General features: G+C 68.6%; 25 protein-coding genes and 1 pseudogene. 6 read left to right on the top strand and 20 right to left on the bottom strand.

The window, feature by feature from the left end:
* Positions 1–192 precede the first annotated feature (192 nt).
* Positions 193–1,788 (bottom strand): ATP-binding cassette domain-containing protein, encoded by a 1,596-nt coding sequence (locus tag AC07R7_RS07160; RefSeq protein WP_494634652.1) that lies wholly within the window; start codon positions 1,786–1,788, stop codon positions 193–195.
* Entirely contained in the window at positions 1,785–3,410 is a 1,626-nt protein-coding gene (gene cydD, locus AC07R7_RS07165) for a thiol reductant ABC exporter subunit CydD (protein ID WP_494634653.1), read from the bottom strand. Before cydD ends, AC07R7_RS07160 begins: the two co-directional genes overlap by 4 nt.
* 123 nt (positions 3,411–3,533) lie before the next feature.
* Between cydD and AC07R7_RS07170 the strand changes: the two genes are divergently transcribed.
* The 4 genes from AC07R7_RS07170 (at position 3,534) to AC07R7_RS07185 (ending at position 7,002) form a co-directional block, all read left to right on the top strand.
* Positions 3,534–5,096, top strand: coding sequence for a cytochrome ubiquinol oxidase subunit I (locus tag AC07R7_RS07170; protein WP_494634654.1), 1,563 nt, complete (start codon positions 3,534–3,536; stop codon positions 5,094–5,096).
* A 14-nt stretch (positions 5,097–5,110) separates the two neighbouring features.
* Complete coding sequence (cydB, locus tag AC07R7_RS07175) at positions 5,111–6,262, top strand: cytochrome d ubiquinol oxidase subunit II (protein WP_494634655.1); 1,152 nt, start codon at positions 5,111–5,113, stop codon at positions 6,260–6,262.
* A gap of 14 nt (positions 6,263–6,276) precedes the next feature.
* Entirely contained in the window at positions 6,277–6,396 is a 120-nt protein-coding gene (gene cydX, locus AC07R7_RS07180; RefSeq protein WP_035043223.1) for a cytochrome bd-I oxidase subunit CydX, read from the top strand.
* A 153-nt stretch (positions 6,397–6,549) separates the two neighbouring features.
* The gene (locus tag AC07R7_RS07185) at positions 6,550–7,002 is read left to right on the top strand and encodes a chemotaxis protein CheW (protein ID WP_125155460.1); all 453 of its coding nucleotides are present in this window, start codon (positions 6,550–6,552) and stop codon (positions 7,000–7,002) included.
* A gap of 74 nt (positions 7,003–7,076) precedes the next feature.
* On the opposite strand, the gene AC07R7_RS07190 is transcribed toward AC07R7_RS07185, so the two are convergent.
* The 12 genes and pseudogenes from AC07R7_RS07190 to tet form a co-directional block, all read right to left on the bottom strand.
* Complete coding sequence (locus AC07R7_RS07190; protein WP_492886276.1) at positions 7,077–7,556, bottom strand: ASCH/PUA domain-containing protein; 480 nt, start codon at positions 7,554–7,556, stop codon at positions 7,077–7,079.
* 230 nt (positions 7,557–7,786) lie between these two features.
* Positions 7,787–8,476 (bottom strand): ribosome biogenesis GTP-binding protein YihA/YsxC, encoded by a 690-nt coding sequence (gene yihA, locus AC07R7_RS07195; protein ID WP_494634656.1) that lies wholly within the window; start codon positions 8,474–8,476, stop codon positions 7,787–7,789.
* A complete protein-coding gene (yidC, locus tag AC07R7_RS07200; protein WP_494634657.1) occupies positions 8,476–10,329 on the bottom strand; it encodes a membrane protein insertase YidC in 1,854 nt (617 codons plus the stop codon). The genes yihA and yidC overlap by 1 nt, the downstream gene beginning before the upstream one ends.
* Before the next feature lie 7 nt (positions 10,330–10,336).
* Entirely contained in the window at positions 10,337–10,789 is a 453-nt protein-coding gene (gene rnpA, locus AC07R7_RS07205; RefSeq protein WP_492886270.1) for a ribonuclease P protein component, read from the bottom strand.
* A 93-nt stretch (positions 10,790–10,882) separates the two neighbouring features.
* Positions 10,883–11,017, bottom strand: a complete 135-nt coding sequence (rpmH, locus tag AC07R7_RS07210; RefSeq protein WP_004622337.1) for a 50S ribosomal protein L34 — start codon at positions 11,015–11,017, stop codon at positions 10,883–10,885.
* Between the two features lie 123 nt (positions 11,018–11,140).
* The gene (locus AC07R7_RS07215; RefSeq protein ID WP_494634658.1) at positions 11,141–12,139 is read right to left on the bottom strand and encodes an NADPH:quinone oxidoreductase family protein; all 999 of its coding nucleotides are present in this window, start codon (positions 12,137–12,139) and stop codon (positions 11,141–11,143) included.
* A 147-nt stretch (positions 12,140–12,286) separates the two neighbouring features.
* Positions 12,287–13,351, bottom strand: a pseudogene (locus AC07R7_RS07220) (alpha/beta hydrolase); the annotation flags it as partial.
* Between the two features lie 33 nt (positions 13,352–13,384).
* Positions 13,385–14,020, bottom strand: a complete 636-nt coding sequence (locus AC07R7_RS07225; RefSeq protein ID WP_492837153.1) for a TetR/AcrR family transcriptional regulator — start codon at positions 14,018–14,020, stop codon at positions 13,385–13,387.
* Positions 14,021–14,274: 254 nt separating this feature from the next.
* A complete protein-coding gene (locus tag AC07R7_RS07230; RefSeq protein WP_492886263.1) occupies positions 14,275–14,526 on the bottom strand; it encodes a DUF2164 domain-containing protein in 252 nt (83 codons plus the stop codon).
* Positions 14,527–14,658: 132 nt separating this feature from the next.
* The gene (locus AC07R7_RS07235; protein WP_494634659.1) at positions 14,659–16,056 is read right to left on the bottom strand and encodes a flavin-containing monooxygenase; all 1,398 of its coding nucleotides are present in this window, start codon (positions 16,054–16,056) and stop codon (positions 14,659–14,661) included.
* Between the two features lie 74 nt (positions 16,057–16,130).
* Positions 16,131–16,457: a hypothetical protein gene (locus AC07R7_RS07240; protein WP_494634660.1), complete on the bottom strand. Its 327-nt coding sequence runs from the start codon at positions 16,455–16,457 to the stop codon at positions 16,131–16,133.
* Positions 16,458–16,517: 60 nt separating this feature from the next.
* Positions 16,518–17,735, bottom strand: a complete 1,218-nt coding sequence (gene tet / locus AC07R7_RS07245) for a Tet(A)/Tet(B)/Tet(C) family tetracycline efflux MFS transporter (RefSeq protein WP_494634661.1) — start codon at positions 17,733–17,735, stop codon at positions 16,518–16,520.
* A gap of 83 nt (positions 17,736–17,818) precedes the next feature.
* Here tet and AC07R7_RS07250 point away from each other — a divergent pair, with 83 nt between their 5' ends.
* On the top strand, positions 17,819–18,442 hold the full coding sequence (locus AC07R7_RS07250; protein ID WP_494634662.1) for a TetR/AcrR family transcriptional regulator C-terminal domain-containing protein: 624 nt from the start codon (positions 17,819–17,821) through the stop codon (positions 18,440–18,442).
* On the opposite strand, the gene AC07R7_RS07255 is transcribed toward AC07R7_RS07250, so the two are convergent.
* The gene (locus AC07R7_RS07255; RefSeq protein ID WP_494634663.1) at positions 18,426–19,754 is read right to left on the bottom strand and encodes a PQQ-dependent sugar dehydrogenase; all 1,329 of its coding nucleotides are present in this window, start codon (positions 19,752–19,754) and stop codon (positions 18,426–18,428) included. The genes AC07R7_RS07250 and AC07R7_RS07255 overlap by 17 nt on opposite strands.
* 75 nt (positions 19,755–19,829) lie before the next feature.
* Here AC07R7_RS07255 and AC07R7_RS07260 point away from each other — a divergent pair, with 75 nt between their 5' ends.
* On the top strand, positions 19,830–20,495 hold the full coding sequence (locus AC07R7_RS07260; protein ID WP_494634664.1) for a GDSL-type esterase/lipase family protein: 666 nt from the start codon (positions 19,830–19,832) through the stop codon (positions 20,493–20,495).
* 159 nt (positions 20,496–20,654) lie between these two features.
* Here AC07R7_RS07260 and AC07R7_RS07265 read toward each other — a convergent pair whose 3' ends face one another.
* The 5 genes from AC07R7_RS07265 to AC07R7_RS07285 all read right to left on the bottom strand — a co-directional run bounded on the left by AC07R7_RS07265 (position 20,655) and on the right by AC07R7_RS07285 (position 26,463).
* Complete coding sequence (locus tag AC07R7_RS07265) at positions 20,655–23,735, bottom strand: efflux RND transporter permease subunit (RefSeq protein ID WP_494634665.1); 3,081 nt, start codon at positions 23,733–23,735, stop codon at positions 20,655–20,657.
* Positions 23,736–23,748: 13 nt separating this feature from the next.
* A complete protein-coding gene (locus AC07R7_RS07270; RefSeq protein ID WP_492886247.1) occupies positions 23,749–24,819 on the bottom strand; it encodes an efflux RND transporter periplasmic adaptor subunit in 1,071 nt (356 codons plus the stop codon).
* Positions 24,820–25,057: 238 nt separating this feature from the next.
* Positions 25,058–25,495, bottom strand: coding sequence for a hypothetical protein (locus tag AC07R7_RS07275; RefSeq protein ID WP_494634666.1), 438 nt, complete (start codon positions 25,493–25,495; stop codon positions 25,058–25,060).
* A 75-nt stretch (positions 25,496–25,570) separates the two neighbouring features.
* The gene (locus AC07R7_RS07280; RefSeq protein ID WP_492837142.1) at positions 25,571–25,921 is read right to left on the bottom strand and encodes a hypothetical protein; all 351 of its coding nucleotides are present in this window, start codon (positions 25,919–25,921) and stop codon (positions 25,571–25,573) included.
* A gap of 197 nt (positions 25,922–26,118) precedes the next feature.
* Positions 26,119–26,463 (bottom strand): hypothetical protein, encoded by a 345-nt coding sequence (locus tag AC07R7_RS07285; RefSeq protein WP_492886243.1) that lies wholly within the window; start codon positions 26,461–26,463, stop codon positions 26,119–26,121.
* Positions 26,464–26,603: the final 140 nt, after the last annotated feature.

Genomic DNA, 26,603 nt, shown 5'->3' on the forward strand with positions numbered 1-26,603 from the left:
CTGGGTCTGGTGATCGCGGCGTTCTCGGCGTTCGCCGTGGTGCTGTTCGTGACCTACATCCGCGTGAACATGAAGTAGGGGATCCCAAGTCGAGCTGGGAGTTCCCCCAAAGCCCGATTTCCCCGGCGAACGCCGGGGCCCAGATTCATCCGGAGCCCTTAGGGTTTTCGCGACAGCGCTCGCGTCCAATCCTCAAACTTTGGTGAGTTCGATCTGGGCCCCGGCGTTCGCCGGGGAGATCGGGTTTTTGTTTGCATTCATCTCCAGCCGCCGCCCGCAGATCGCCGCCGGCGCCGCGCGATGGCTGACCAGCACCAGGCCCTGGCCGGTGCGGTCCAGACGTTCTCGCAGCCGCTCCACGACCATCATCTCGGTCGCCGCATCAAGGCCCTCGGTGGGCTCGTCCAGCAGCAGCCACGGCGCGTCCCGCAGATAGGCCCGCGCCAGGGCCAGGCGCCGCCGCTCGCCGCCGGACAGGCGCTCGCCGTCGTCACCGAGATAGGCGTCCAGACCCCGCGGCGCGGCGCGGATGCGGTCGGCGAGGGCGGCGGCTTCCAGGGCCTCCCACAGCTGCGCGTCGGTCGCCTTGGGCGCGGCCAGGCGAAGGTTGTCGCGCACCGTGCCGGCCACCAGGCCGGCGTCCTGTGGCAGCCAGGCGAAGGTCGAGCGGGGGAGGACGGCTTGGCCGCGCAGGCCCAGCAAGGCCTCGATGGCGCTGGTCTTGCCGCAGCCGGACGGGCCGACGACTGCCAGACGTTCGCCGGGACGCAGGGTCTGGCCGAGGATGGTCACGCTGGGCGGCGTCTCCGGCTTCGGCGTGATCGCCTGAGGGCGATGCCGCAGGATCGCGTCCAGCCGGTCCCGAGCCTCGCGCGCCGCGCCGTCCTGGTCGAAGGCGTGGGCCAGGCCGGCCAGGGCGTCGACGCTCATGGCGGCGGCCAGGCCCGCCAGGGCGGCCAGAGGCGCGCCGGCCGGGGCGGCGCTGGCGATGGCGGCGGCGACCGCGACGCCGAGGAGCGTGGCCTGGCTCATCAGGATCAGGCCCTGGGCGCGGGCGGCGGCCAGCCGCGCGGCGTCGAGCTCGGCGGCCTTGGCGTTCAACGCCTCGCCGGCCCAGGCGTCCAGGCCGTAGGCGCGCAGCTCGGCCGAAGCGGCGACGAGGGCGGCGGTGGTCTCCTTCAGCGCTCCGACCTTGGTTTGAATGGCGGCGCGGGCGGGCGTGGAAAAGCGCTTGGCCAGGGCGCGGGCGATCAGGATCGCGGCGCCGGCGGCCAGCAGAATCAGGACGGCCGGGAGCCAGCCGGCCAGGGCGGCCATCACTAGGCCCGAGCCCAGGCCGGCGACCGCGCTCCAGGGGGCGGAAAGACGGACGAAGCGGGTCTCGATCGCGTCGACGTCCTGCACTAGGCGGGCGGAAGCCTCGCCGCGCGACAGGGTCAGCGACTGGGACGGCGGGGCGGCCGCCAGGCTCTCGAACACCGCCGGGCGGATGGCGGCCAGGGCGCGCAGGGCGGCGGCGTGGCCGCTCAGGCGCTCGCCATAGCGGGCGGCGGTGCGCAGGATGGCCAGCAGCCTGATCATCGCGCTGGGGATCAGCACGTTGAAGGCATGGGCCGCGGCCAGCCCCGCCAGGCCGGCGGCGGCGCTGGCGACGATGAACCAGCCGGACAGTCCCAGCAGGATCGTCGAGGCTCCGCCCACGACCACGGCGCTGGCGATCGCCAGCCGCAGGGCGCCGGCGCGCTGGCGTTTCTGGGCGCGGATCAGGTCGTCTAGGGGGCTGGTCAAAGGCGGATCACTTGGTCGGCGAGGGCGGCGACGGCCTCGGAGTGGGTGGCGATCAGGGTCGTGCGGCCCTTGGCGGCCACGCGGATGGCGGCCAGCATCCGCTCCTCCGCGAGCGCGTCGAGATTGGCCGTCGGCTCGTCCAGCAGCAGGATCGGGGCGGGCTTGAGCAGGGCGCGGGCCAGGGACAGCCGCCGCCGCTCGCCGCCGGACAGACCGCTGCCGCGCTCGTCGAGCACGAAGTCGAGGCCGCCGGGGCGGTCGAGGGCCAGGCCGACAGCCCTGGCCGCCGCCTCGATGTCGGCGCGGGTCGCGTCGCGGCGGGAGAGGGCGATGTTGTCGGCGATCGAGGCGGGCAGGATCAGCGGCGACTGGCCGGCCCAGGCGATGTCGGCGGCGCGGGGCGCGGCGCCGTCGATCAGGATTTTCCCGCCGGTCAGGGGCGCGAGATCCAGCAGCAGGTTCAGCAGCGAGCTCTTGCCCGCGCCGCTGGGGCCCACGAGGGCGGTGATGGTTCCGGCCTCGGCGGTGAGGTCGAAGGCGTCCAGCGCGGGGGTGTCGGTGTCGGCATAGCGGACGGTGACGCTCTCGAAGCGGATGGTGGGGGCCTGGGTCAGCGGCGTCGTGGCGGGCCTGGCGGCCGGGAGCTTGAATGTCGCGAGACTGGCCGAAGCCGCCTCGGCGGCCTGGCGGTCGTGATAGGCCGCGGCCAGGCGGCGCATCGGGGCGTAGATCTCCGGCGCCAGGGCCAGGACGAAGAAGGCGCGCTTCAGATCAAGGGTCTCGGGGACCGGGAACGGCAGCAGGCGCAGCAGATTGAAGCCGCAATAGACCGCCACCAGCGCCACCGACAGGGCCGCGAAGAACTCCAGCGCCGCCGAGGAGATGAAGGCCACGCGCAGCACGCGGATGGTGCGCTCGGCCAGCTCGGAGGCCGAGCGGCGCAGGGCGGCGGTCGTCGTCCCCTCGGCCTGGAAAGCCAGGACCACCGGCAGGGCGCGGACGCGGTCGAGGAACAGGCCCGACAGGCGCTCCAGGGCCAGGAACTGGGCGCGGCTCTCGGCGGCGGCGGCCGTGCCGGACAGGATCATGGCGGCGATGAAGGGAATGAGCGTTGCCAGCAGAATGCCGGCGCAGATCGGGCTGGCGATCGCGGCCACGGCGATCATCACCAGCGGCAGCACGGCGGCCGACAGCCGCGCGGGCAGGAAGCGGGCGAAGTGCCCGTCCAGCGCCTCGACGCCCTCGACCAGGGCGGTGACGGCCTGGCCCATCGGGCGACGCGGGCCGGCGAACACGGAACGGGCCAGATCGGCGCGCGCGGCGGCCTTGACCTGGGCGGCGGCCCGCGCGCCCGCTTCACCCGCCGCGCGGGCCAGCCAGCCTCGCAGGGCCCCGGCCACGACGATCGCCAGCAGGGATAGGCTCAGAGCCAGCGTTCCGCGCTGGCTGGCTATCGCATCGACGCTGAACGCCAGCCCCGCGGCGAAGCCGATCGCGGCCAGGCCGTCCAGCAGTACGAACGTCCGCGCGCGGCCCATCGCGGACCCGCCGCGCCGGCCGGCCTGCTCGAGCCACGTCCTTGGTTCAACGGAACCATCAATCTGCACTATGTCGGCGCCCATGGGTTGAGTGTAGGCTGGTTTGGTCCGCGAGCCTTGATCCCGATCAAGGAGTGGGCGGTCGCGGCGGTCTAGGGGAAAGTCCTCGAACGGCGTGATCATCGGCCGTTCGTTTGGGAGCTGTCCATGGACCCCGCCGTCATTGATCTATCGCGACTGCAGTTCGCGCTGACCGCCTTGTACCATTTTCTGTTCGTGCCCCTGACGTTGGGGCTCAGCATCATGCTGGTCATCATGGAGAGCATCTATGTGATGACCAAACGGCCGATCTGGCGGACCACCACCCGCTTCTGGGGCGCGCTGTTCGGCATCAATTTCGTGCTCGGCGTGGCCACCGGCATCACCATGGAATTCCAGTTCGGCATGAACTGGTCGTACTACTCGCACTATGTCGGCGACATCTTCGGCGCCCCATTGGCGATCGAAGGGCTGATGGCCTTCTTCATGGAAGCCACCTTCGTCGGGCTGATGTTCTTCGGCTGGGACAAGCTCAAGCCCGTCGGCCACCTGTTCGTGACCTTCATGGTCGGTCTGGGCACCAATCTGTCGGCCCTGTGGATCCTGGTCGCCAACGGCTGGATGCAGAACCCGATCGGCGCGGCCTTCAATCCCGACACCATGCGCATGGAAGTCTCCAGCTTCCGCGACGTGCTGTTCAACCCGGTGGCTCAGGCCAAGTTCGTGCACACGGTCAGCGCCGGCTATGTGATCGCCGCCGTGTTCGTTCTGGGGATCTCGGCGCTGTATCTTCTGAAGGGCAAGTACGCGGGCGTGGCCAAGCGCTCGATGACCGTCGCCGCCGCCTTCGGCCTGGCCGCCTCGCTGTCGGTGGTCGTGCTGGGCGACGAGAGCGGCTACGCCCTGACCGACAACCAGAAGATGAAGCTGGCGGCGCTGGAAGCCATGTGGGAGACCGAGCCCGCCCCGGCCGGCCTGACCGCCTTCGGCATACCGGACCTGAAGGAGCGCAAGACCCACTACGAGGTCAAGATCCCCTATGTCCTGGGCCTGATCGCCACCCGCAGCTTCGACACGCCGGTGGAGGGCATCTTCCAGCTGGTCGCCAAGGCGCAGGACCGCATCGAGTCCGGCGTCGTCGCCTATGGCGCGGTCGAGGCCCTGAAGGCCAACCCCAAGGACATCACCGCCCGCGCCACCTTCGAGGCGCACCGCCGCGACCTGGGCTACGCCCTGCTGCTGAAGCGCTATGTCGCCGACCCGCGCCAGGCCTCGCCCGAGCTGATCCAGAAGGCGGCCTGGGACACCGTGCCGCCGGTGCCGGTGATGTTCTGGGCGTTCCGGATCATGGCCGGGATCGGCTTCCTGATGATCGCCCTGTTCGCCACGGCCTTCCTCCTGGTCACCCTGCGTAAGCACGACACCAAGTGGTTCCTGGTCATCGCCGTGGCGGCCATCCCGCTGCCGTGGATCTCGACCGAGCTTGGCTGGTTGCTGGCTGAGGTCGGCCGGCAGCCCTGGGCGGTGGACGGCGTGCTGCCGACCTTCCTGGGCGCCTCCAGCCTGTCCGTCCCGCAACTGCTGACCAGCATCGCGGCCTTCACCCTTCTGTACGGCGCGCTGGCCGTGGTCGAGATCGGCCTGATCATCAGGACCGTCAAGAAGGGTCCCTTCGCCCCGCATGAGTCGGTGCTCGACGGATCCGTCGAAGCCGAACCGGCCGTCGCTTAAAGGAGCGCTGAATCATGGATATCCCCGTCGATTTCGCCACGCTTCGCGTCATCTGGTGGGCTCTGGTCGGGATCCTCCTGATCGGCTTCGCCTTGACCGATGGCTTCGACATGGGCGTCGGAGCGCTGCTGCCCTTCGTCGCCAAGACCGACCAGGAACGCCGGATGGTCATCAACACCGTCGGCGCGACCTGGGAAGGCAACCAGGTGTGGTTCATCCTGGGCGGGGGCGCGATCTTCGCGGCCTGGCCGTTCGTCTACGCCATCAGCTTCTCGGGCTTCTATCTGGCGATGTTCCTGGTCCTGGCGGCGATGATCATGCGACCGGTGGGCTTCAAGTATCGCTCCAAGCGGCCGAATCCGAAGTGGAGGGCGTTCTGGGACTGGGGTCTGTTCGTCGGCGGCTTCGTGCCGGTGCTGGTGTTCGGCGTGGCCATGGGCAATGTGCTGCAAGGCGCGCCCTTCCGCCTGGATAGCGACCTGCGGGCCTTCTACGAGGGCGCCTTCATCGGTCTGTTCTCGCCTTTCGCCCTGGTGTGCGGTCTGCTGTCGGTCTCGATGCTGGTGCTGCACGGCGCGGCGTGGCTGACCATCAAGGCCGAGGAAGGGCCGGTCACCGAGCGCGCCCGCCTGTTCGGCGAGATCGCGGCCCTGGCCAGCATCGTGCTGTTCGCGGCCGGCGGCTTCTGGGTGGCGTTTGGCGGCCTGGGCTTCCGGATCGAGGGCTTGGCCGACGCGGCTGGTCCGTCCAACCCGCTGCGCGGCGCCGCCGCCGTGCGGGCTCCGGGCGCCTGGCTCGACAACTATGGCCGCCATGGCTGGATGGTCATCGCCCCGGTTCTGGGCTTCGTGGGCGCGGCCCTGGCCCTCTATGGCCTGCGGTTCAACAAGGCCTGGGCGGCGTTCAGCGGCTCGTCCGCCTCGGCCGTCGGCATCATCGCCACCGTGGGTCTGTCGATGTTCCCGTTCATCCTGCCCAGCAGCTTTGATCCGCGCTCCAGCCTGACGGTGTGGAACGCCTCGTCCAGCCACATGACCCTGTTCATCATGCTGATCGTGACGTTGATCTTTCTGCCGCTGGTCCTGATCTACACTGCCTGGGTCTACAAGGTGCTGTGGGGCCGCAGCACGACCGGCGCCCTCGCCACCAACCCCGACCTGTACTGAGGAGCTAGAAAGTCATGTGGTACTTCACCTGGATCCTCGGCCTTGGCCTCGCGGTCGCCTTCGGCGTGCTGAACGGCGTCTGGTACGAGTTCAACCTGTCGGACGACGGCGACGAGGGCCTGTCGGAGCCGTAGGGACTCGGTTTGAGGGGGCGCGACAATCCGGCGCGCCCCTTCGAGCTCAGCCTTAACGGTTGTTAAAGGCCATTCGGGCTCTTGTAGGCAGGAGCCCGAGAGCGCGTCGAACACGCCGCCCCGGGACCGCTGAATTCGACCCGGGGATATCGCATGACCGACAACACCGCGCCCGCGCTGGAGCTGATCTCGTTCTGCATCGGCGAGCAGGAATTCTGCATCGACGTGAAGACGGTCCGCGAAATCCGCGGCTGGACCCCGGCCACCCCGATCCCGCACGCGCCGGCCTATATGCGTGGCGTCATCAACCTGCGCGGCGCGATCATGCCGGTCATCGACCTGCGCAACCGCCTGGGCCTGGGCGTCACCATCCCCGAGACCCGCCACGTGATCGTGGTGGTCGAGTGCCAGGATCGCCTGGCCGGCATCCTGGTCGACGCCGTGTCGGAAACCTTCACCGTGCCGCGCGACAGCCTGCAGCCGGCCCCCGATGTCGGCGTGGAAGAGCTGCGCTACATCCAGGCCATCATCTCGATGGAAAACCGCCTGATCACCTATCTGCGCATGGACGACGTGTTCCCGGCCGTGGTTCGCGAAGCCGCGTAGGCTTCGTCTCTCCGGACAAAAGAAAAGCCGCCGAGGGTGACCTCGGCGGCTTTTCTCTGTCTGGTGCTCGGCGATCAGCTCTTGCGGACGATCCGCGCCGCCGCGGCATGGAAGCCGGCTTCGGCGGCGGCCAGGTCGGCCACGGCGCCTTGGCGCTCGGCCGCGACGCCCATGTTGCTCGCCGCGTAGCTCTCCGAGACCTTGCGGGCCCCCTGGGCGCGCAGGGCCGCGTTGGAGGCGGCGGTCTCGTGCCAGGTCGCCAGGCTCTCGACGGTGACCTCGGCGGCGGCGTCCGGGTGCGGAGGAACCTCGCCGAAGCCGATGGCCACGAAGCCGTGGATCACGCCGCCATAATCCTCCTCCGACAGCAGGAAGGTGATCTGGCGCTCTTCGCTCTGGCCGGTATAGGCGTCGTCCTCCGGATCGAACTCGCGCAGCACCAGGATGTCGCCGACCTTGAAGTCACGGTCGTTGCGGCGGATCTCGAAGCGCTTCTGGCCCGAGCGCACGGCGGCGAAGTATTTAGGCCAGGTCTTGAGTTCGTGGCGGGTCATGGGCGGCGGACTTTCGAAACTAGAAAGCGGGCGGTTCTGGCGGCCGAAGCCTAGCGCAGGGTTAACCGTCCAAACATATCCCCAAATTCCGATTTCCCCGGCGAAGGCCGGGGCCCAGATCTATCCGGACCGGCTTGGGTGAGCGCGCCATCCGCCTCATCGGCTTCCAACGCGCTCGTGGGCTCGATCTGGGCCCCGGCCTTCGCCGGGGAGATCGGATTATTGTTGTCTCACTCGTCGATACACAACCGGACGATCTCGGCCCGCAGCTCCGGCATGCCCAGGCCCTTTTCGGACGAGGTGGCCAGCACGCGCGGGAAGGCGGCGGCGCGCTTGGAGATCGCCTTCAGCGTCTCGGCCACGACCTTGTCGACCTCGTGCGGCTTGATCTTGTCGGCCTTGGTCAGGACGATCTGGTACGAGACCGCCGCCGTATCCAGGGCGTCCAGGGCCTCGAGGTCGACCTTCTTGAGGCCATGGCGGGCGTCGATCAGCACATAGACGCGCTTCAGGTTCGGCCGGCCGCGCAGATAGGCCCGGCCCAGGTCCTGGAACTTGTCGGCGATCGAGCGCGAAACGCGGGCGAAGCCGTAGCCGGGCAGGTCGACCAGGCGCACCTGCTCGGCCAGCAGGAAGAAGTTGATCTCCCGCGTGCGGCCCGGCTCGTTCGAGGCGCGGGCCAGGTACTTCTGGCCGACCAGGCCGTTGATCAGGCTGGACTTGCCGACGTTGGAGCGGCCGGCGAAGGCCACTTCCGGCAGATCCGCGGCGGGCATGGCGTCCATGCGCACCGCGCCCATGATGAACGAGACCGGCTGGGCGAAGAACACCCGCGCCGTCTCGATCTGCTCGTCCGTGAAGTCGGCCGCGCCCGACAGGACGCTCGGAAGCTCGGCGGGAAGGTTGGGTTCGTCGCTCATCAGGTGGCGTTAGCAGGTTTGCCCTGCAAGCGGGCGATGATCTTGTCGATCGGGTTCTCGACCTTGTAGCGGCGCATGATGATGTATTGCTGGATGATGGTCAGGACGTTGCTCCAGCACCAGTAGATCACCAGGCCCACGGCGAACTGCGACAGGGTGAAGGTGAAGACGATCGGGAACAGCTGGAAGATCCGCTGTTGCATCGGGTCGCCCGCCGGCGGGTTCATCGCCGTCGTCAGCCACATGGTGAAGCCGTACAGCAGCGGCCAGACGCCGATGTGCAGGGTGGTCGACAGGAAGGCGCCGATCAGCGGGGCGTGGGCCGGGTCCCAGGGGATCAGGCCGAACAGGTTGAAGATCGTCGTCGGGTCGCGCGCGGACAGGTCGTGGATCCAGCCGAAGAACGGCGCGTGGCGCATCTCGATGGTGACGGTCAGCACCTTGTACAGCGAATAGAAGACCGGGATCTGCACCAGCATGGGCAGGCAGCCCATCATCGGGTTGATCTTCTCCTTGGCGTACAGGGCCATCATCTCCTGCTGCTGTTTGGCGGGATCGTCCTTGTGCTTGGCCTTCAGCTTCTCGACCTCGGGGGAGATCTTCTTGATCTTGGCCATGCTCTCATAGCTCTTGTCCGCCATCGGATAGAGGATGAGCTTGAGCAGGACGGTCAGCGCCATGATGGCCAGGCCGAAGTTGCCGACCATACGATAGAAGATCTCCAGGATGTTGAAGATCGGGCGCGTGAAGAAGCTGAACATGCCCCAGTCCACGGCCCAGTCGAAGCGCGGGATCTCGGCCTTGCTGTTATCCCAGAACTTCCACCAGGCGGGCGCCTGGCCGTTGTATTCGTACTTGCGCAGCAGCGGCACGGTCTTGGCGCCGGCGAACAGGCGGGTCTTCTGGGTCAGGGTGGCGCCCGGGTTCAGGGCCTGGGTCGGGCCGACGAAGTTGACGTCGTAGATGTCGGCGCCGCCGGCCTGGGTGACGCGGTACTGGGCCTTGATGGTCTGGTCCTGGTTGGGGATCAGGGCCGCCAGCCAGTACTTGTCGGTGATGCCGGCCCAGCCGCCGACCGAGTCGAAGGTCGAGAGCGGCTTGTCCTTCTTCCACTTGCCGTACTTGGCCACCTCCAGCTTCTGGTCCTTGCCGGAGCCCAGCACACCGATGGCGCCTTCGTGGACGATCTGGGTCTTGCCCAGGTGGTCGGTGATGCCCTGGCGCTGGACGGTGGCGTAGGGGGCCAACTGGAAGGCGGCGGTCCCGTTGTTCTTGACGCTGTCGGTGACGGTGAACATCGCCTGGTCGTCCACGCCGATCACACGGGTGAAGGTCAGGCCCATGCCGTTGTCATAGGTCAGGGTGACGGGAGAATTGGGACGCAGCACCTGGCCCGGCGCGGCGGTCCAGACGGTGCGGCTGTCGGGCAGGCCCGGCAGGTTGGCGCCGGCCCAGCCGAAATCGGCGAACCAGGCGTGCTCGGCGCCCTCGGGGCGGAACAGCTCGACCGGCGGTGAGCCCTTGTCGGTGGTCTCGGCGTACTTGCGCAGGAACAGGTCGTCGATGCGGCCGCCCTTCAGGGCGATCGAACCCGACAGGGTCGGAGTGTCGACCACGATGCGCGGGCTCTGAGCCTTGGCGGCGTCGCGCGACAGGCGCAGCGGGGCCGGATTGCCGTTGGCGTCCAGGGTCACGCCCGGCTGCGTCGCGGCCTGGACCTGGGCGGCCTTCTTGGCGCGCGCCTCGATCTCGGCGCGCTTCTGCTGCGGACCCAGGATGAAGAACTGGTACCCGATCAGGATCACGAACGCGCTGACAATGAACATCAGCGTGTTTTTGTTGTCGTTCTGCATGGAGCGCTTAACCGGAAACTTTGAGATCGGGTTGTTGGGAAGTGGCGTCTTGAGCGGATGCGCCGGATGACGGGCGGGGAACCTTGGGTCCTCCGCGATCATGCTCGGCGGCGAGGCTTATCAGCGCTGTTTTAACGTCGTCAAGCAAACGCCCCCATTCGCGCGTCGTGGTTCCTCCGCGCGCGATGAACACATAGTCGTGCGAAGGGCGCGCATGAAGGGGCAGGACCAGCCGGGCGGCCTCGCGGAGACGGCGCTTGGCGCGGTTGCGATCGACGGCCCCGCCGATCTTCTTGGTGGCCGTGAAGCCGACCCGGACGACCGGATCCTCGTCGGGGCGCTTGCGCATCTGGATGAAGACGGCGCCGCGCGACAGGGCGGGGGCCTTGGCCGCCAGCAGGAAGTCGGGGCGCTTGCGCAGCCGCTCGAAGCGAAGGGGGGCGAACTTGGGTTCAGGCATGAAAAAAGCCGCCTTTCCGGCGAGAACCTGAAACCAGGTCTGTGGAAAAGGCGGCTTTGATCATCGTCTAACCTCCCGAGGGAGGAAGAGAAATTAGGCGGTCAGGCGCTTGCGGCCCTTGGCGCGGCGACGCGCGACGACCTTTTGGCCATTCTTGGTGGCCATACGCGCGCGGTAGCCGTGACGGCGGGCGCGCACGAGCTTCGACGGCTGGAAGGTGCGCTTCACGACGTGGCTCCGAAATGCAAATACGTTGAACGCGGTGACCAGGTCCCCGCGAGTGAGGGGCGGTGGATAAAAGAACGGACGAGGGATGTCAACCTGAGTCGGTTCAATCACTTGCCCGTGGGGTCACGGAACGATCACCGCTTTCCCCACCACCTTACGCCCCGCCAGCAGCTCGAACGCCTCACGCCAGCGATCCAGCGGCAGCGCCATATGCACATGCGGCCGGATCACCCCCTCGTTCGCCATTTTCCAGATGGCCTCGGCGTTCTCGCGGCCTTTCTCGGGAAACCGCCGGCCGTACTCGCCGGCGCGCACGCCCATGACCGAGAAGCCCTTGATCAGTGGCATGTTGACCGAGACGTTCGGGATCCGGCCCGAGGTGAAGCCGATGACCAGCAGCCGGCCGTCGAAGGCGATGCAGCGGACGCTCTCGTCGAACACGTCGCCGCCCACGGGATCATAGATCACGTCGGCCCCGTGGCCGCCGGTGATCTCTTTCACGCGTTCCCGAAAGCCGCCGGTGACGTTGATGAGGGCGTCGGGGGCGTAGAGCGCCTGAACGGCCGCCAGCTTGTCGTCCGAGGCCGAGGCGGCGATGACGCGCGCGCACAGCGCCTTGGCCAGGTCCACCGCCGCCAGGCCCACCCCGCCGGCCGCGCCATGGACCAGCACCCACTCGCCAGGCTCGACCCGCGCGCGGCGGACCAGGGCGACATAGGCCGTGAGATAGGCCGCGCCATAGGCGGCGGCCTCGGCGAAGGACAGCCGCGCGGGCTTGGGCTTCAAGGCCTCCGCCGACAGCACGGCGTATTCCGCGAACCCGCCCAGCCGCGCCCCGCCGACCACGGCGTCACCGACCTGGAAGCTGGTGACGCCCTGGCCAAGCGCGGCGACCTCGCCGGCGATATCGAGGCCCGGCGTGAAGGGCAGGGGCGGTTTGAACTGGTACTCGCCGCGGGTCATCAGCAGGTCGGGAAAGTTGACGCTGGCGGCGCGCACGCGGACCAGCACCTCGCCGGGGCCCGGCTGGGGCGTGGGGACGTCTCGGACGGCGCAGCCGGCGAAGTCGGGGGCCAGGTCCTCGACGACGAGGGCGCGCATGGTGGGGGGAACAGAACTCACGCCATCTCCTCAATCCGGTTTCCCCGGCGAATGCCGGGGCCCAGATTCAGCCTGATCGGTTGGGGCTGATCCGAAAAGCGCGCCCATCAGCGTGTCAGGCGCTCATGGGTTCGATCTGGGCCCCGGCATTCGCCGGGGAGAACGGACTTATTGAGAAGCGCGCTGATCAAACGCCTGCCGCACCAGTCCCGCGATTTCGCGGCACGCGCCGTCCGCCGCCGGGATCGCGCCGGTGAAGGCCGTGAACCCGTGGGCCAGGCTATCGTAGCAGCGGTACAGCACCGGCACGCCGGCCGCCTGAAGGCGCTTGGCGTAACCCTCGCCCTGGTCGACCAGCGGGTCGAAGCCGGCGGTGGCGACCACGGCGGGCGACAGGCCCGTCAGGTCGGCGGTCCTGTCCGGCGACAGGCGCGGGTCCGCCGGGTCGGCGTCGGCGCTCATATAGTGGCCCATGAACCAGTCCATGGTCGCGCGGGTCAGCGGATAGGCGTCGGCATAGGTGGTCATGGACGGCGTCTCGCTGGCCACGTCGACGGCGGGATAGATCAGGATCTGGGCGGCCGGCCGCGGCTCGCCCTTGCGCTGCATCTCCTGGGCGACGATGGCCGCGAAGTTGCCGCCCATGCTGTCGCCGCCGATGGCCGGCGGGACCGGCGCGGCGCCGAAGCGGCCGGTGTTGTCGCGCGCCCAGCGATAGGCGGCCAGCACGTCCTCCAGCCCAACCGGGAACTTGTGATCAGGGGCCAGTCGGTAGTCGACCGAGATCACCGCCGTGCGGACGATCCGCGCCAGGATCGAGCAGAAGGCGTGGCAGGACTCCAGGTCGCCGATCACCCCGCCGCCCATGTGGGCGTAGACGATCAGCGGCATGGAGCTGTCCTGGTTCTCCGGACGGTAGGCGCGGCAGGGGATCGCGCCATTGGGACCCTCGACCGACAGGCTCTCGGTGCGCACGCCCGGCTCCAGGGGGCCCTGGACGGCGGCCAGGCCCCGAGCGCTGCCGGCCACGGCCTCGGCGGGGCTCAGCGTGGTCATGGGCGGCAGTTTCTTGGCCGCGTGGGCGAAGAACTGGAAGCGGGGGTCCAGGGTTCGCCCGCCCTCATAGACGACCCCGCCGCCCGACATGGCCCGCAGGATCGGGCTGGGCAGGGACAGGATCAGCTTCAGGATGGTCTTCTGGGCGGCGTCGGAGGCCATGGTTTCCCCACTCTCTGCGTTCTTGTTGTTCTGATTATCTGGAAGGCTCTAGAGCCTTGGCAAGGCCGGCAGCCCGCCCAGGATCAGCTTGACCGCGAAATCCGCGGCGCTCTCTGTGTCGACGGGCCGCCGCTCCAGCATCTTGTCGCCGATCTCGCGAGCCACGGCGATGCAGGCGGCGGTCAGGTAGTCCAGGTCGACCGGCGGGGCGTGGGTCTGCTCCAGCACTCGGGCGAAGGCTTCGCGGACCTCGTCGAACACGGCGGTAACCTCGGGCGACGGACGCGCGTGCGGGATCTGCTCGCCCGGCGGCCGGTTGATGCGCCAGCTTTCCTGCTCGGTGGCCACGAAGTTGAAATAGGCCAGGATCGCGCCGCGCACGAACGACTGGAAGTCGGCGGCCTTCTCGGACTCGGCGCGCAGGAGGGGCCGGAAGCGGCGCGCGCCGTCGTCGGCCAGGGCGTCGAACACCTCCTCCTTGGACTTGTAGTAGTTGTAGAAGGTGCCCGAGGCCAAACCCGTGCGGCGGATGATGTCGCGCACGGTGGCGGCGTCATAGCCCAGCTCGCCGAACACCTCGCGCGCGGCGTCCAGGATCGCTTGGCGATTGGCGGTCTTGGTGCGTTCCCGCTTGCCCGGCCGCTGATCGACGTGGGGTTTGGGGAAATAGGCGATGTTCGACATGGACCGCGACTCGGAGATGGAGCGATCTTGACGCTCCGTCAGGATCACAGCCTTAGTCGGGCGCGAGACGCAAGGGGTTGGCTGGGGGCGGCTGAATCCCGCCCCCCACCCCGACCTTCCCGGCGAAGGCCGGGACCCAGGTTCAGCCAGAGCGGTTTGGGATGATCCGAGATGCGCCCGGTCAGCTTGTCGGGCGCCCATGGGTTCGATCTGGGCCCCGGCGTTCGCCGGGGAAATCGGAATGGAGGGGATTTTCATAACGGTTTGATCGGCTGCTCGATCTCCCACACGGCCTCGCTGATCGCCTCCAGTTTCTCGCGGTACAGCGCCGAGGCGTCGTGGAGGCCCTGGTTGTAGTAGTAGGGGCCCAGCCGCTCGGTGATGAAGTCGAGCAGGAACTCGGCGTCGAAGCCTTTCACCTCAAGGTCCAGCTCGGTCCGCAGATAGTCCGAGAGCCCGCCGACCAGCTTGGCGCGGGTGTCCTTGTCGAAGGTGATCTTGGCCATGGTCGTCACTCTCAACTTATCATTCCGGCCGCAGCGAAGCGGAGAGCCGGGACCCCGGGGCCCTCCGCACTACCATTGGCCCCTGGGTCCCGGACAGCCTCTTCGAGGCTTCCGGGATGACAAGGTTTTGCGTCAAGACGCCAGCAAGGGTTCCATCCTGATCTCCGCCAGCGCCGGCACCGGCAGCTTGCCGCCCTGGCTCCGCGCCCGCGCCTCGCCCTTGGCGATCTCCTTCTTCAGGTCGGCGCAATAGACGTTGAAGTCGACCTGGATTGTGTGCCGCGCGGAGTCATAGAATTGGCCCGTGTGGCGCGCCTCGTCGTTGGTCATGATCCGGACCATCTCGGCGTCCGACGGCGGGGCGTACTTGCCCGCCAGATAGGCCGCCGCCAGTTTCGCCTGCTGTTCGGCGAAGTTCACCAGGGTCGGCAGCGGCTGGGCCAGGCCCATGAAGAACAGGTTCGGAATCCCCGGCTTCATCATCCGCTTGAACAGCGGAAAGCGGTGGTCGGCGCCCGGCAGCAGGGCCGGGTCATCGAAGAACGGGAAGCTGATCTTGTAGCCGGTGGCGAAGACGATGGCGTCGACGTCCTCGACGCTGTCGTCGGCGAAGCGCACGCGCTTGCCCTCCAGCGCCTTGATCGCCGGCTTGAACTTGATGTCGCCGCAGCCGGCCCGGGTCAGGAACTCGCCCGAGACCGACGGGTGCGCCTCCAGCGGCTCGTGATCGGGCTTGGGCAGGCCGTAGTCCTCCATCTTGCCGATGGTCTTCTTCAGCACCGAGCGGGCCAGGGCCACGCCCAGCTTGCGCGGCATCCAGGCGGGCATGGCGCTCTTATCCGCCGGCTTGCCGTTCAGGTACTTGGGAAACACCCAGACCCCGCGCCGGGCCGAGACCCAAAGGTTCTTCGCGATCGGCCGCTGGGAGAGTTCGCTGGCGATGTCCATGGCCGAATTGCCCATGCCGACCACCACGACGTTCTTGCCGCGCATGTCCACCGGATCGAACGGGTCGCTATAGGCGTGGGCGTGAAAGGCCGGACCGTCGAACTCGCCTGGATACTCTGGCACGCGCGGGTCCCAGTGGTGGCCGTTGCAGACGAACAGCACGTCGTAGAGCCGCGTCTCGCCGGTCGACAGGGTCACCGACCAGAGACCATCGTCGGTGCGGCGAGCCTTCTCGACGCGGGTGTTGAAGGTGATCGTCGGACGCAGGCCGAAGTGGTCGACATAGTCCTTAAAGTACTGGAACAGCTGCGCGTGGTGCGGGAAGTCCGGCCAGTCCTTCGGCACGGGGAAGTCCTCGAACGCCAGCCGCCACTTGCTGGTGTCGATGTGCAGGCTCTCGTAGCAGGCCGACATCCCGTTAGGGTTCTTGAAGTACCAGTTGCCCCCGATCTCGTCGGACATCTCGAAGCAGTCGTAGGGGACCCCGTGGTCCTTCAACCGCTTGATCGTGGTGAAGCCGCTGCAGCCCGCGCCGATGACGCACGCTTTCGGAAGTTTCCCCCCTGAAGCTTTGAGCGACATTCCACCCTCCTGACTTATCGTTGTTCAGGAGCGTATCAGCGTTATGCGGAGCGGCAAGCGGCCGTTGCGGAAGCCTAACGACCGAAGCGGGACGGAGAATAGGTGGCCGTGCAGGCGGCGTTGCACTGGGCCCAGCGACCGCCGCACCCGTCATCGTCGCCGGCCGCCTGGCAGAAGTAGAGCGTCTTGGAGCAGGTCGTCTTGCACTGCTGGGTGTCGCCGGCGGGCCGGCCCTGGGCCAGCGGGATCGGGGCGGGCAGGATGAAGCTGGGCGCGTCGACCGGCGCGGCGAGAACCGCGACGGGCTTCTTGGGCTTCGGCGCGGCCGGGACCGTCGGCTGGCCGGCCAGGGCCGGACCGGCGATGGCGAGGGTCAGCAGGACGAGCAGGCGGCGGCGCATGAAGCAACCCTAGGCGGCCGGGGTAAAGGTCCGATTAACCATGTTTCTCCGGTTCGGACCCTATCGGCGGACCGCCGTCGAAGGGCCTCTCAGGAGGATCGGCAGGCACAGCAGGCCGATCGCCGCGCCAGCCATCCACACCAGGCCCGGGAACCAGCCGCGACTGGCGAAATAAACCTGGGCGATGACCACGGGACCGATCACCGAGGCCAGGCTCGCCAGGCTCGCCAGCACGCCTTGCAGACGGCCCTGCTGGTCCTCGCCGACCTGGGCCGACAGCAACGACTGGATCGCCGCGTGGCCTATGCCGCCCAGGCAGAAGAACGGCAGCAGCGCAAAGGCCATCCAGCCTTTGGTCGCCAGGCCGATGGCGACATAGGCGAAGGCGTCGCAGACGATGGCGATGGCCAGGGTCTTGCGCTCGCCGAACCGCCCGGCCACCGGACCGGCCACGAAGGCCTGGGCCAGGGCGGTGAAGACGCCGAAGCCCGCCAGTGAGAAGCCGACCGTCCAAGGATCCCAGGCGAACTTGTCCTCGCCGTACAGCACCCAGATCGTGCCGCCGACCTCGCCGACGATCGCCAGCATGACGAACGCGGCCATCAGCGGCAGCAGGGCCGGGAAGGCGGCCGCCCAACGCAGCGAGCCGAACGGGTTGAGGGCCCCGCGGTCGAAGGGCCTGGCCCGGCTCTCGGCCAGGGTCTTGTGCGACTCCGGCAGGATGAAGAAGGCCATCAGGAAGTTGACGCCGTTCAGCGCCGCCGCCGCCAGGAACGGCGCGCGCGTCCAGACCTCGCCCAGGAACCCGCCGATCACCGGACCCAGAATGAAGCCGACCCCGAACATGGCGCTGAACAGGCCAAAGCGGCGGGTGCGCTGCGTTTCGGGCGTGATGTCGGCGATATAGGCCTGGGCCACGGCCATGTTGGCCCCGGTGATCCCGGCGATGGCGCGGCCGACGAACAGCCAGGCCAGCGAGGGCGCGAAGGCCATGAACACATAGTCGATCGCCGCGCCCGCCAGCGAGACCAGCAGCACCGGGCGGCGGCCGACCTTGTCGCTGATCGCGCCCAGCACTGGCGCGCACAGGAACTGCATCAGGGCGTAGAGGCCCAGGAACGCCCCGAACCGCCAGCCCAGGTCGCCTGTATGGCCGACCTCGCGCAACAGGCGCGGGATGATCGGCATGACCAGGCCGATGCCGACGGCGTCCAGCATCACGGTGGCCAGGATCAGGGGAAAGGCGAGCTTAGCGCGGCGCTGAAGAAGATCGGACATAAAATTTATCATCGATAAAGTTCCTTATCGGCGATAAAGTCCGGATCGGCCGCGAGGTCAAGATGATTCAGAATGGGACTCTCATGAAGGTCGATCGTCGGCGGATCCTGGAGACGGCGCTGGAGGTGCTGAACGAGGTCGGGGTCGACGCCCTGTCCACGCGCGCCATCGCCGAGCGCCTGGGGGTGCGGCAGCCGGCCCTCTACTGGCACTTCAAGAGCAAGCGCGACCTGCTAGACGCCATGAACGGCGAAATCCTGGGGAGGGCCCACGAGGCGCGCGTACCCCGGCCAGGCGAGACCTGGCAGGACTTCGTGCGCCGCAACGGCAGGAGCTTCCGCGCGGCGCTATTGAACTACCGTGACGGCGCGCGGGTCCATGCGGGCACCGAGGCCGATCCGGACGGCCTGACGCACGTCGAGGCCCAGGTCGCCTTCCTGGTCGCGGCGGGCTTCACGCCCGGCCAGGCCATGCAGCTGTTCGTCGCCGTCAGCCGCTACGTGGTCGGTTGCGTGCTGGAGGAACAGGCCTCGTCCGCGGACGGCTCGGTCGAGCAGAGCCAGCTGGACGAAGCCGCCAGGGCCTATCCGGTTCTGTCCGAGGCCGTCGCCTACTACCGCACGAGCGGCCATGCGGGGCTGTTCGAGCGCGGGCTGGAGCTGATGGTGAAGGGCGCGGAGGCGGAGCTGGCTACCGCGAGGGGCTGACCCTCCACACCGCGTTGCCGACGTCATCGGCGACCAGCAGCGCGCCGGAGGCGTCGACCGTCACGCCGACCGGCCGGCCCTGGGCCTTGCCTTTAGCGTCCAGGAATCCCGTCAGGAAGTCCTCGACCGGGCCCGCCGGCTTGCCGTCGACGAAAGGCACGAAGACCACCTTGTAGCCCGCCTGCGGATTGCGGTTCCACGAGCCGTGCTGGCCGATGAAGGTTCCGCCCCGATAGTGAGCCGGGAAGCTCTTGCCCGTGTAGAAGGTCAGGCCCAACGAGGCGGTGTGGGCGCCCAGGGCGTAGTCGGGGACGCTCGCGCGCTCGACCAGGTCGGGGCGGCGGTCCTTGTCCCTGACCCGTTTGTCGACGTGGCGGCCGTAGTAGCTGTAGGGCCAGCCATAGAAGCCGCCCTCGCGGACCGAGGTCATGTAGTCGGGGACCAGGTCGTTGCCCAGTTCGTCGCGCTCGTTGACGGCGGTCCACAGCTGGCCATTGGCCGGGTTCCAGGACAGGCCGACGGGATTGCGCAGGCCCGAGGCGAAGATGCGCTGCTGGCCCGTGGCGAGGTCGATCTCGTGGATCGCGGCGCGGCCCTCCTCGGCCGGGATGCCGTTCTCGCCGACATTGCTGTTCGAACCGACGCTCGCATAGAGCTTGGAGCCGTCCGCGCTGGCGATGATGTTCTTGGTCCAGTGGTGGTTGATCGGCCCGCCCGGCAGGTCGGCGACCTTGCGCGGCGGCGCCGATATGCGGGTCGCGCCGGTCGTGTAGGGGAAGGCGACGATGGCGTCGGCATTGGCCACGTAGAGGGTGTCGCCGACCAGGGCCATGCCGAACGGCGAATAGAGATTGGTCAGGAACGGGACCTTCATCTCGGCCACGCCGTCGTGATCGGCGTCGCGCAGCAGGGTGATGCGGTCGGCGCTGGGCGCGCCGGCCCCGGCCTTCTTCATCAGCATCTTCTCGAAGAAGCCCTTCAGGCCGCGCGGCGGCTCCTTCTTGGGCGGGGCGTTGCTCTCGGCCACCAGCACGTCGCCATTGGGCAGGACGAGCAGCCAGCGCGGATGGTCCAGGCCTTGCGCGAACGGCTGCACGCGGAAGCCCGCCGGGGCGCTCGGCGTGACGCCCGCCGGCCAGCCGACGACGTCCGAGACCTTGACGGTCGGGATCAGGCTCCTGCTGGGCTTGGGCAGCTGCGGGTCAGGGCCGTAGCCGACCGCGCCGTTCTGCTGGCCGTTGCTCCGCCCGCAGGCGGCGAGGGCGGTCAAGGCCACGCCGACGATCAAGATTTCGCGAAACCGACGCCGCATTGAACACTTCCCTCTTCATCCTGCGTTCAACGCGCAGGGTGTTTGATCTGTTCTGGTTATGGATACGGTTCGACGATGGTGAAGTTCCAGTCTTCCGCTCTTGATCGCCGGTTCCTGCTGGCCGGCCTCGCGGCGCTCATGACGCCCGGCGGCGCCTCGGCGACCGCGCGGAACGCCAAGTCTTCGCCGCCGTCCTTGCCGGTCGTGACGGTGCTGGGCGACTCGATCACGGCGGGCCTTGGTCTGGCGCAGGACCTTTCCATGCCCGCGCGGCTGCAGGCGGCGCTGGAGCGGATGGGCGCGCCGTCGCGGGTGCGGAACCTGGGCGTGCTAGGCGACACCAGCGCCAACGGCCTGGCGCGCGTCGATCGCGTGCCCGTCGAGAGCGTGGTCTGCGTGGTGGCGCTCGGCGGCAACGACCTCCTGCTCGGCCTCGCCCCGACGATGACCAAGGCCAACCTGCGGGCCATCGTCCAGCACCTGAAGTCGAAGAACATCCGCGTGGTGCTGGCCGGGGTCCGCGCGCCGGGCCTGCTGGGCGTCGACTACGCCCGCCGCTTCACCCAGCTCTATCCGGACCTGGCCCGCGAGCAGGGGGTATTCTACGCGCCGGACTTCCTGACCGGGGTGATCGGCGTGTCGCGCTACATGCAGCGCGACGGAATCCACCCGAACGCCGACGGGGCGAGGATCATCGCCGACCGCCTGGCGCCGGTGGTGGCGCAGGCGCTGAGGGCTTAGGGGCTCAACCCCAACACCGACCTCCCCGGCGAAAGCCGGGGCCCAGATACATCAAGGGCGGTTGGGGCTTTCGCGCCAACCGCCCTTTCCATGTCTGAACCGCTCGTGGGTTCGATCTGGGCCCCGGCTTTCGCCGGGGAGATCGGGATATTGGAGACTCTACTCCACGATCGGCTTCTTCGGCGCCACGTGGTGGTGATTGCCGAACAGGCGGCCCATCAGGCGCTCGGAGCGCGTCTTCAGGCCGTCCATCAGGATGAACACCACCGGGATGTAGAGCAGCGACAGCAGGGTCGAGGTGATCAGGCCGCCGATGACCGCGATGGCCATGGGGGCCCGGAACTCGACTTCCGCGCCCAGGCCGATGGCGGTGGGCAGCATGCCCGCGCCCATGGCCACGGTGGTCATCAGGATCGGCCGGGCCCGCTTGTGCGCGGCGTCGATGATCGCCGTGCGCTTGTCCATGCCGTGCTCCTTCATGGCCATGATCGCGTACTCGACCAGCAGGATCGAGTTCTTGGCCGCGATGCCCATCAGCATCAGGATGCCGATCAGGGTCGAGATCGAGAAGCTGGAGTGGGCCAGCACCAGCAGGCCGAAGGCGCCGCCAATGGCCAGGGGCAGGGCCACCATGATGGTGATCGGGTGGGCGAAGCTGCGGAACAGCAGCACCAGCACGACGTACATCAGCAGGATGCCGGTGATCAGCGCGCCCAGGAAGCCGGTGACCATCTCCTGGATGAACTCGGCGTCGCCGGCGGCCACTTCCTTGACCCCGTTCGGCAGGTTTTTGACCGCGGGCAGGGCGTGGACGCGCTTGGCGGCCTCGCCCACGACGATGCCGTCCAGCTCGGCGGTGATCGTCGCCACGCGCGCGCGGTCGCGGCGGTCGACCTGCGAGGGACCCGCGCCGAAGCGGACGTCGGCGACGGCGTTCAGCGGCACGGGGCCGTTAGGCGACGGCACCTGCAGGGTCTGCAGGACGGCGATGTCCTCGCGCGCGGTCTGGCTGAGGCGCAGGCGGATCGGCACCTGGCGGTCGCCCAGATTGTACTTGGGCAGGTTCTGATCGACGTCGCCGATGGTGGCGACGCGCACGGCCTGGGAGATCGCGCCGGCCGAGACGCCAGCGCGGGCGGCCTGGTCGGGCTTGGGCGTGACGACGATCTCGGGACGGGCGATCGAGGCGGTGTTGACCACGTGGGCCAGGCCCGGGACGCCGCGCATCTCGGCCTCGACCTTGCGTGCCGCCGCTTCCAGGGCCGGGCCGTTGTCGCTGACCAGGCTCAGGGTGTAGCTGCCGCCGCTGGACGGGCCGCCGCCGTTGTTGCTGCCCGAGCCGATCCGCGCGCCGGGGATGGCGGCGAACTGGTCGACCATCTGGCGGCTGAACACCTTCTGGCTGATGCGTTCCTTCTTGTCGGTCAGATCGGCGGTCAGCTCGGCCTTGTTGACGGCGCTGTTGCTGCCGACCGCGGCATAGACGCTGACCACTTCCTTGCGGGCCCGCAGTTCGCGGGTCACGCGCTGCACGATGGCGTCGGTCTCGTCCAGCGTGGCGCCGGGCGGCAGCTCGACCGAGAACTCGGCGCGACCGCGGTCGGCCTGGGGCTGGAACTCGAACGGCAGGCGGGTGGCCAGCAGGATCGAGATGGCGAACATCGGGATGCCCATCGCCAGCACCTTCCAGCGATTGCGCAGACCCCAGTTCAGGGCCTTCAGGTAAGGCCCCATCCACGCCGGATCCTTGTCCTCGTGGTTATGGTCGGCCTTCAGCATGTAGGCGCCCATCAGCGGCGTCAGCAGGCGGGCGACCACCAGCGAGAACAGCACCGAGATACAGGCGGCCAGGGCGAAGGCCTTGAAGAACTGGCCGATGATGCCGGGCATGAAGCCCACCGGCGCGAACACGGCCACGATGGTGAAGGTGGTGGCCACGACGGCCAGGCCGATCTCGTCGGCCGCCTCCATGGCCGCCGCATAGGGGCTTTTGCCGCCGCGCATGTGGCGGACGATGTTCTCGATCTCGACGATGGCGTCGTCGACCAGGATGCCGACGGTCAGCGACAGGGCCAGCAGGGTGATGCCGTTCAGCGACTGGTTCAGCGGCGCCAGGACGGCGAAGGTCGGGAACAGCGACATCGGGATGGCCACCGCCGCCAGCAGCGTGGCGCGCCAGTCGCGCAGGAACAGCAGCACGACCAGCACCGCCAGGATCGCGCCGACGATCAGGGCCTCCATCGAGGCGATATAGCTCTCCTCGATGTATTTCACGTTCGAGGTGATTTCCTGGATCTGGATCTCGGGATGATCCTGGTCGAGCTTCTCGACGGCCTTGCGGATCTTCTCGGCGGTCTGCACCTCCGAGGCGCCGCGGCCGCGGACCATGTTGAAGGTGACGACTTCCTGGCCGTCATAGCGGGCGCGCGAGCGGGGCTCGGCCCAGTGGTCGGTGACCTGGCCCAGGTCGGCCAGGCGCACGGCGTCGCCGCTGGAGACGGGCACGCGGGTCTCGCGCAGCTGCTCGACCGAGCCGGCCGCGCCCAGGGTGCGGATGGCGCGCTCGGCGCCCGAGATGGTCACGCGGCCGCCGGGCAGGTCGGCGTTCGAGGACACCAGGGCCTGGCTGACGGCGGCGGCGGTGACGCCGCGCGCGGCCAGGCGGTCGGGATCCAGGGCGATCTCGATCTCGCGGCTCACGCCGCCCTGGCGGTTGACCTCGCGCACGCCCTTGATGGCCAGCAGGGCGCGGCTGACGTCGTTGTCGACGAACCAGCTGCGCTGCTCGGGCGTCAGGGTCGGGGCCTTGACGACATAGGTGATCAGCGGGTCGCCCGAGATGTCGATCCGGGTGACGATCGGCTCCTGCATGTCCTGGGGCAGGGAGCCGCGCAGGTTGGACATGGCGTTGCGCACGTCGTTGGTGACGCGCTCGTGGTCCACCCCCAGCTCGAACTCGATGAACGTGGTCGAGGCGCCGTCGACGACGGTGGAGTTGATGTGGCGCACCTGGCCCAGGCCCGCGATCGAGTCCTCGATCAGGCGGGTGACCTGGGTCTCAAGCTCCTGCGGCGCGGCGCCGGGGCGCACGGCCGTGACGACGACGAACGGCAGGTCGACGTCGGGATTGTTGTTGATCCGCATGCTCTTGAAGCCGGCGATGCCGGCGAAGCAGAGCAGCACGAACAGCATGATGACGGGGATCGGGTTCTTGATCGCCCAGGACGAAATGTTGCGCATCGGTCTGTCGTCCTCAGCGCGCGGTCTTGGAGGCGGCCGGCCGGGCGGCCGCGCCGACGCGGACCAGGTCGCCCTCGCCCAGGAAGCCGGCGCCCTCGACCACCACCTGCTCGCCGGCGTTCAGGCCGGTCGCCGCCACGCGGTCGCCCGTCGTGGCCAGGATGGCGATGCGGCGGAAATGGACCTTCTTGGCGGCGTCGACCACGAACACGCCGGGGCGGTTCTCGCGGTACAGCACCGAGGCCGACGGAACGACCAGGGCGGCCTGATCGCCGGCGTCGATCGTGGCGCGGGCGAACATGCCGGGACGGAAGCCGCCCATCGACGACAGGGCGATGCGCGCCGTGCCGATGCGGGTGGCGGGGTTGACTTCCGAAGTGACGATGCGGACGCGGCCGGTCGTTTCACCAACCTTGTCGGAATAGATCTTGGCCGACATGCCGGCCTTGACCGAGCCGAGGTCGGTCTCGGGGATGTCGGCGTCCAGCTCCAGGCGGCTGTCGCGGACGATACGGAACAGTTCCGAGCCGGCCGTGACGATCTGGCCCTTGGTGACGCTGCGGCGGCTGATCAGGCCGCCGACCGGCGCGCGGATCGAGGTCTGGGCCACGCGCGCGGCGGTCTCGCCGCGCGCAGCTTCGGCGGCGGCCAGGTTGGCCGCAGAGGTGCCCTGGCGGGCGACGGCGGTGTCGAGGCCGGCCTGGCTGAGATAGCCCTTGGCCTGCAGCTCCTTGGCGCGGTTCAGGGCGGCGCTGGCCTCGGCCAGGGTGGCCCTGGCGCTGGCGACGGCGGCGTCCTGCTGGCGCAGTTGGGCGGTGATCAGCGCGCTGTTGAGCTGGACCAGGACCTGGCCGGCGCGGACGGTCTGGCCTTCCTCGGCGTTGACGGCGACGGCGGTCAGGCCGCCGGTCTCAGCGCCGACAGGCACCTCTTCCCACGGCGAGACCGTGCCCGTGGCGTTGATCTGGCGCGCGATCGGCTGGCTGGAGACCGTGGCGAGGCTGACGGTCGCCGAAGCGCTCGGCGCGGCCCGAGTCTTCTTCTCCGGCTTCTTCCCGCATCCGGCCAGAGCGATCGCGCTCACGCCCAGGACCAAGACCAGCGCGCTCAGAGTCGGGCGGCGCCCATTGATCCCGTTAAGCACGAACATTTCCCCAGCAACAATTGAGCCCGACGGCCTTCTAGCCGACAAACCTCGGGTCGCTGAGTTAATTTGCCGTAAGACGATAAGAAGCCTGGAATTCATCCCCTCTTGAGGGGGGAGGCGTGAACCGGGCGTTGGTAGCGCTGTCAGCGGTGAGACGGCGTCACGGGGTTGGGCGTCAGGGCGCGACGGCCTTGGGCGGCGCCGGGCGTCGGCGCGGCAGCGCGCCGCAGAACAGCGCCGCCATGGCCAGGTAGCTGAAGACTCCGCCGCCCGCGATGTAACCGGCGCGGTTGGAGAGCTTGTGATCGGCCAGGTTGGCGAGAACCAGGATCAGGGTCAGGCCGTGAAAGCCGCAGGTCCACATCGGCCACCAGCGATCCGATCGCAGGGCGATGAACAGCAGCACCAGCATCAGGGCCAGGTCGACCAGGATGACCGCGGTCTGGGGACCGAACCTCTGCAGGCTGTTGTAGAACAAGGCCGTGGCGAACCAGGCCAGGATCATGGCGACGGCGGCTACGCGCTCGGGCCAGCCGCCACGCCACAGGGCCACGCCGGTCGCGATCAGCAACGCGGCGAGACTGGCCCATTGATAGAAGAAGCCGAGAGACATCGCGCCAGGGTGGCGCCATTCGTCCAGATTGCAACGCCTCTCGCCGATCGAGACCGGCGAGAGGCGCGCTCGAACCTAGGCGGCGACGGTCAGGCGGCCGCTGGGGCTGGTCTCGATCAGGCCGGCCGGCTTGACGGCGCCTTCGCCGAAGGAGACGGCCGACAGGCCGATGTCGTGCTGGGCGGTCGACAGGTGCTTGTGCGTGACCACGATGCCCTCGCGGGCCGCGCCCAGGGCCTGCATGGTGTTGATCGCCGCCATCAGGGCGTCCTGGCCGACCAGGGCGGAGAGGTTGGCGTCCTGGCGGGTGGTCGGCATCAGCCCGGCCAGGGCGGCGGTGCGGGTGATCGCGGCGTCGATGGCCTTTTCGGCGGCGAACAGAGCTTCGGCCACGGTCTCGGCGGCCAGGCGGCGTTGCTTGAGCATGAGAAGTCTCCTCGCGCCGAGAGCTCCCGGCGCGTTGCTGAGGTGAAAATCTGGGCGGATGGACGCCCCGGCTCCCCGGAGGCGGAAATCTTACGGAAACAGGCCTTGCAGTGCGTGGAGCCCCGCCAGGATCGAGCCGAACGCGAACGCGGTCACGATCATCACGGCGGCGATGAAGGCCAATCGCAGGGGCAGGCTCAGATGATTGGGCCGTCCTCCTCCGAGTCCGAAGAGGACAAGTCCGACAGGAACGTCTCGTCCATCACCGCGCTGGCGATGCACAGGATCTCCCGCATCACCAGCTCGCTGGGCTTGAACGAAGCCTGCTTGCGGGTGGCTTCCACCAGGTCGTGCACCATCGAAGCGCCCGCCGGAGTCACCGACAGGCTCTGCAACTGGCGCTCGAGCTCGCTCCACGTGATCGGGGGCATGGTCTCGGCCGAATTCAGCAGGGGCCACGCGTGCCGGAAGCTCGACACTTCCTGGCGCAGGTGCGTGGCCCGGCCGATCGCGTCCTTCTGGTGGGGGGTCAACTCGTTCACTGGGAACTCCTTCCTCGATGGGGTCAGCAGACCGCGAGGAAGGATGTTCGCCTAGCCGGGCCGTGTCGGACCCCGACGCGATAGGAGGGGGGGGCGCGATAGGAGGGGGGGCGCGCCCCTGATGGGGGCCCTGATCGCCC

This window comes from Caulobacter sp. GW821-FHT05F04, assembly GCF_059419665.1.

Excerpts from the sequence above, each read along its gene's own strand:
- cydD (WP_494634653.1), bottom strand. The coding sequence starts at position 3,410 with ATGGGCGCCGACATAGTGCAGATTGATGGTTCCGTTGAACCAAGGACG.
- AC07R7_RS07170 (WP_494634654.1), top strand. The coding sequence starts at position 3,534 with ATGGACCCCGCCGTCATTGATCTATCGCGACTGCAGTTCGCGCTGACC.
- cydB (WP_494634655.1), top strand. The coding sequence starts at position 5,111 with ATGGATATCCCCGTCGATTTCGCCACGCTTCGCGTCATCTGGTGGGCT.
- cydX (WP_035043223.1), top strand. The coding sequence starts at position 6,277 with ATGTGGTACTTCACCTGGATCCTCGGCCTTGGCCTCGCGGTCGCCTTC.
- AC07R7_RS07185 (WP_125155460.1), top strand. The coding sequence starts at position 6,550 with ATGACCGACAACACCGCGCCCGCGCTGGAGCTGATCTCGTTCTGCATC.
- AC07R7_RS07190 (WP_492886276.1), bottom strand. The coding sequence starts at position 7,556 with ATGACCCGCCACGAACTCAAGACCTGGCCTAAATACTTCGCCGCCGTG.
- yihA (WP_494634656.1), bottom strand. The coding sequence starts at position 8,476 with ATGAGCGACGAACCCAACCTTCCCGCCGAGCTTCCGAGCGTCCTGTCG.
- yidC (WP_494634657.1), bottom strand. The coding sequence starts at position 10,329 with ATGCAGAACGACAACAAAAACACGCTGATGTTCATTGTCAGCGCGTTC.
- rnpA (WP_492886270.1), bottom strand. The coding sequence starts at position 10,789 with ATGCCTGAACCCAAGTTCGCCCCCCTTCGCTTCGAGCGGCTGCGCAAG.
- AC07R7_RS07225 (WP_492837153.1), bottom strand. The coding sequence starts at position 14,020 with ATGTCGAACATCGCCTATTTCCCCAAACCCCACGTCGATCAGCGGCCG.
- AC07R7_RS07230 (WP_492886263.1), bottom strand. The coding sequence starts at position 14,526 with ATGGCCAAGATCACCTTCGACAAGGACACCCGCGCCAAGCTGGTCGGC.
- AC07R7_RS07235 (WP_494634659.1), bottom strand. The coding sequence starts at position 16,056 with ATGTCGCTCAAAGCTTCAGGGGGGAAACTTCCGAAAGCGTGCGTCATC.
- AC07R7_RS07240 (WP_494634660.1), bottom strand. The coding sequence starts at position 16,457 with ATGCGCCGCCGCCTGCTCGTCCTGCTGACCCTCGCCATCGCCGGTCCG.
- tet (WP_494634661.1), bottom strand. The coding sequence starts at position 17,735 with ATGTCCGATCTTCTTCAGCGCCGCGCTAAGCTCGCCTTTCCCCTGATC.
- AC07R7_RS07250 (WP_494634662.1), top strand. The coding sequence starts at position 17,819 with ATGAAGGTCGATCGTCGGCGGATCCTGGAGACGGCGCTGGAGGTGCTG.
- AC07R7_RS07255 (WP_494634663.1), bottom strand. The coding sequence starts at position 19,754 with ATGCGGCGTCGGTTTCGCGAAATCTTGATCGTCGGCGTGGCCTTGACC.
- AC07R7_RS07260 (WP_494634664.1), top strand. The coding sequence starts at position 19,830 with ATGGTGAAGTTCCAGTCTTCCGCTCTTGATCGCCGGTTCCTGCTGGCC.
- AC07R7_RS07265 (WP_494634665.1), bottom strand. The coding sequence starts at position 23,735 with ATGCGCAACATTTCGTCCTGGGCGATCAAGAACCCGATCCCCGTCATC.
- AC07R7_RS07275 (WP_494634666.1), bottom strand. The coding sequence starts at position 25,495 with ATGTCTCTCGGCTTCTTCTATCAATGGGCCAGTCTCGCCGCGTTGCTG.
- AC07R7_RS07280 (WP_492837142.1), bottom strand. The coding sequence starts at position 25,921 with ATGCTCAAGCAACGCCGCCTGGCCGCCGAGACCGTGGCCGAAGCTCTG.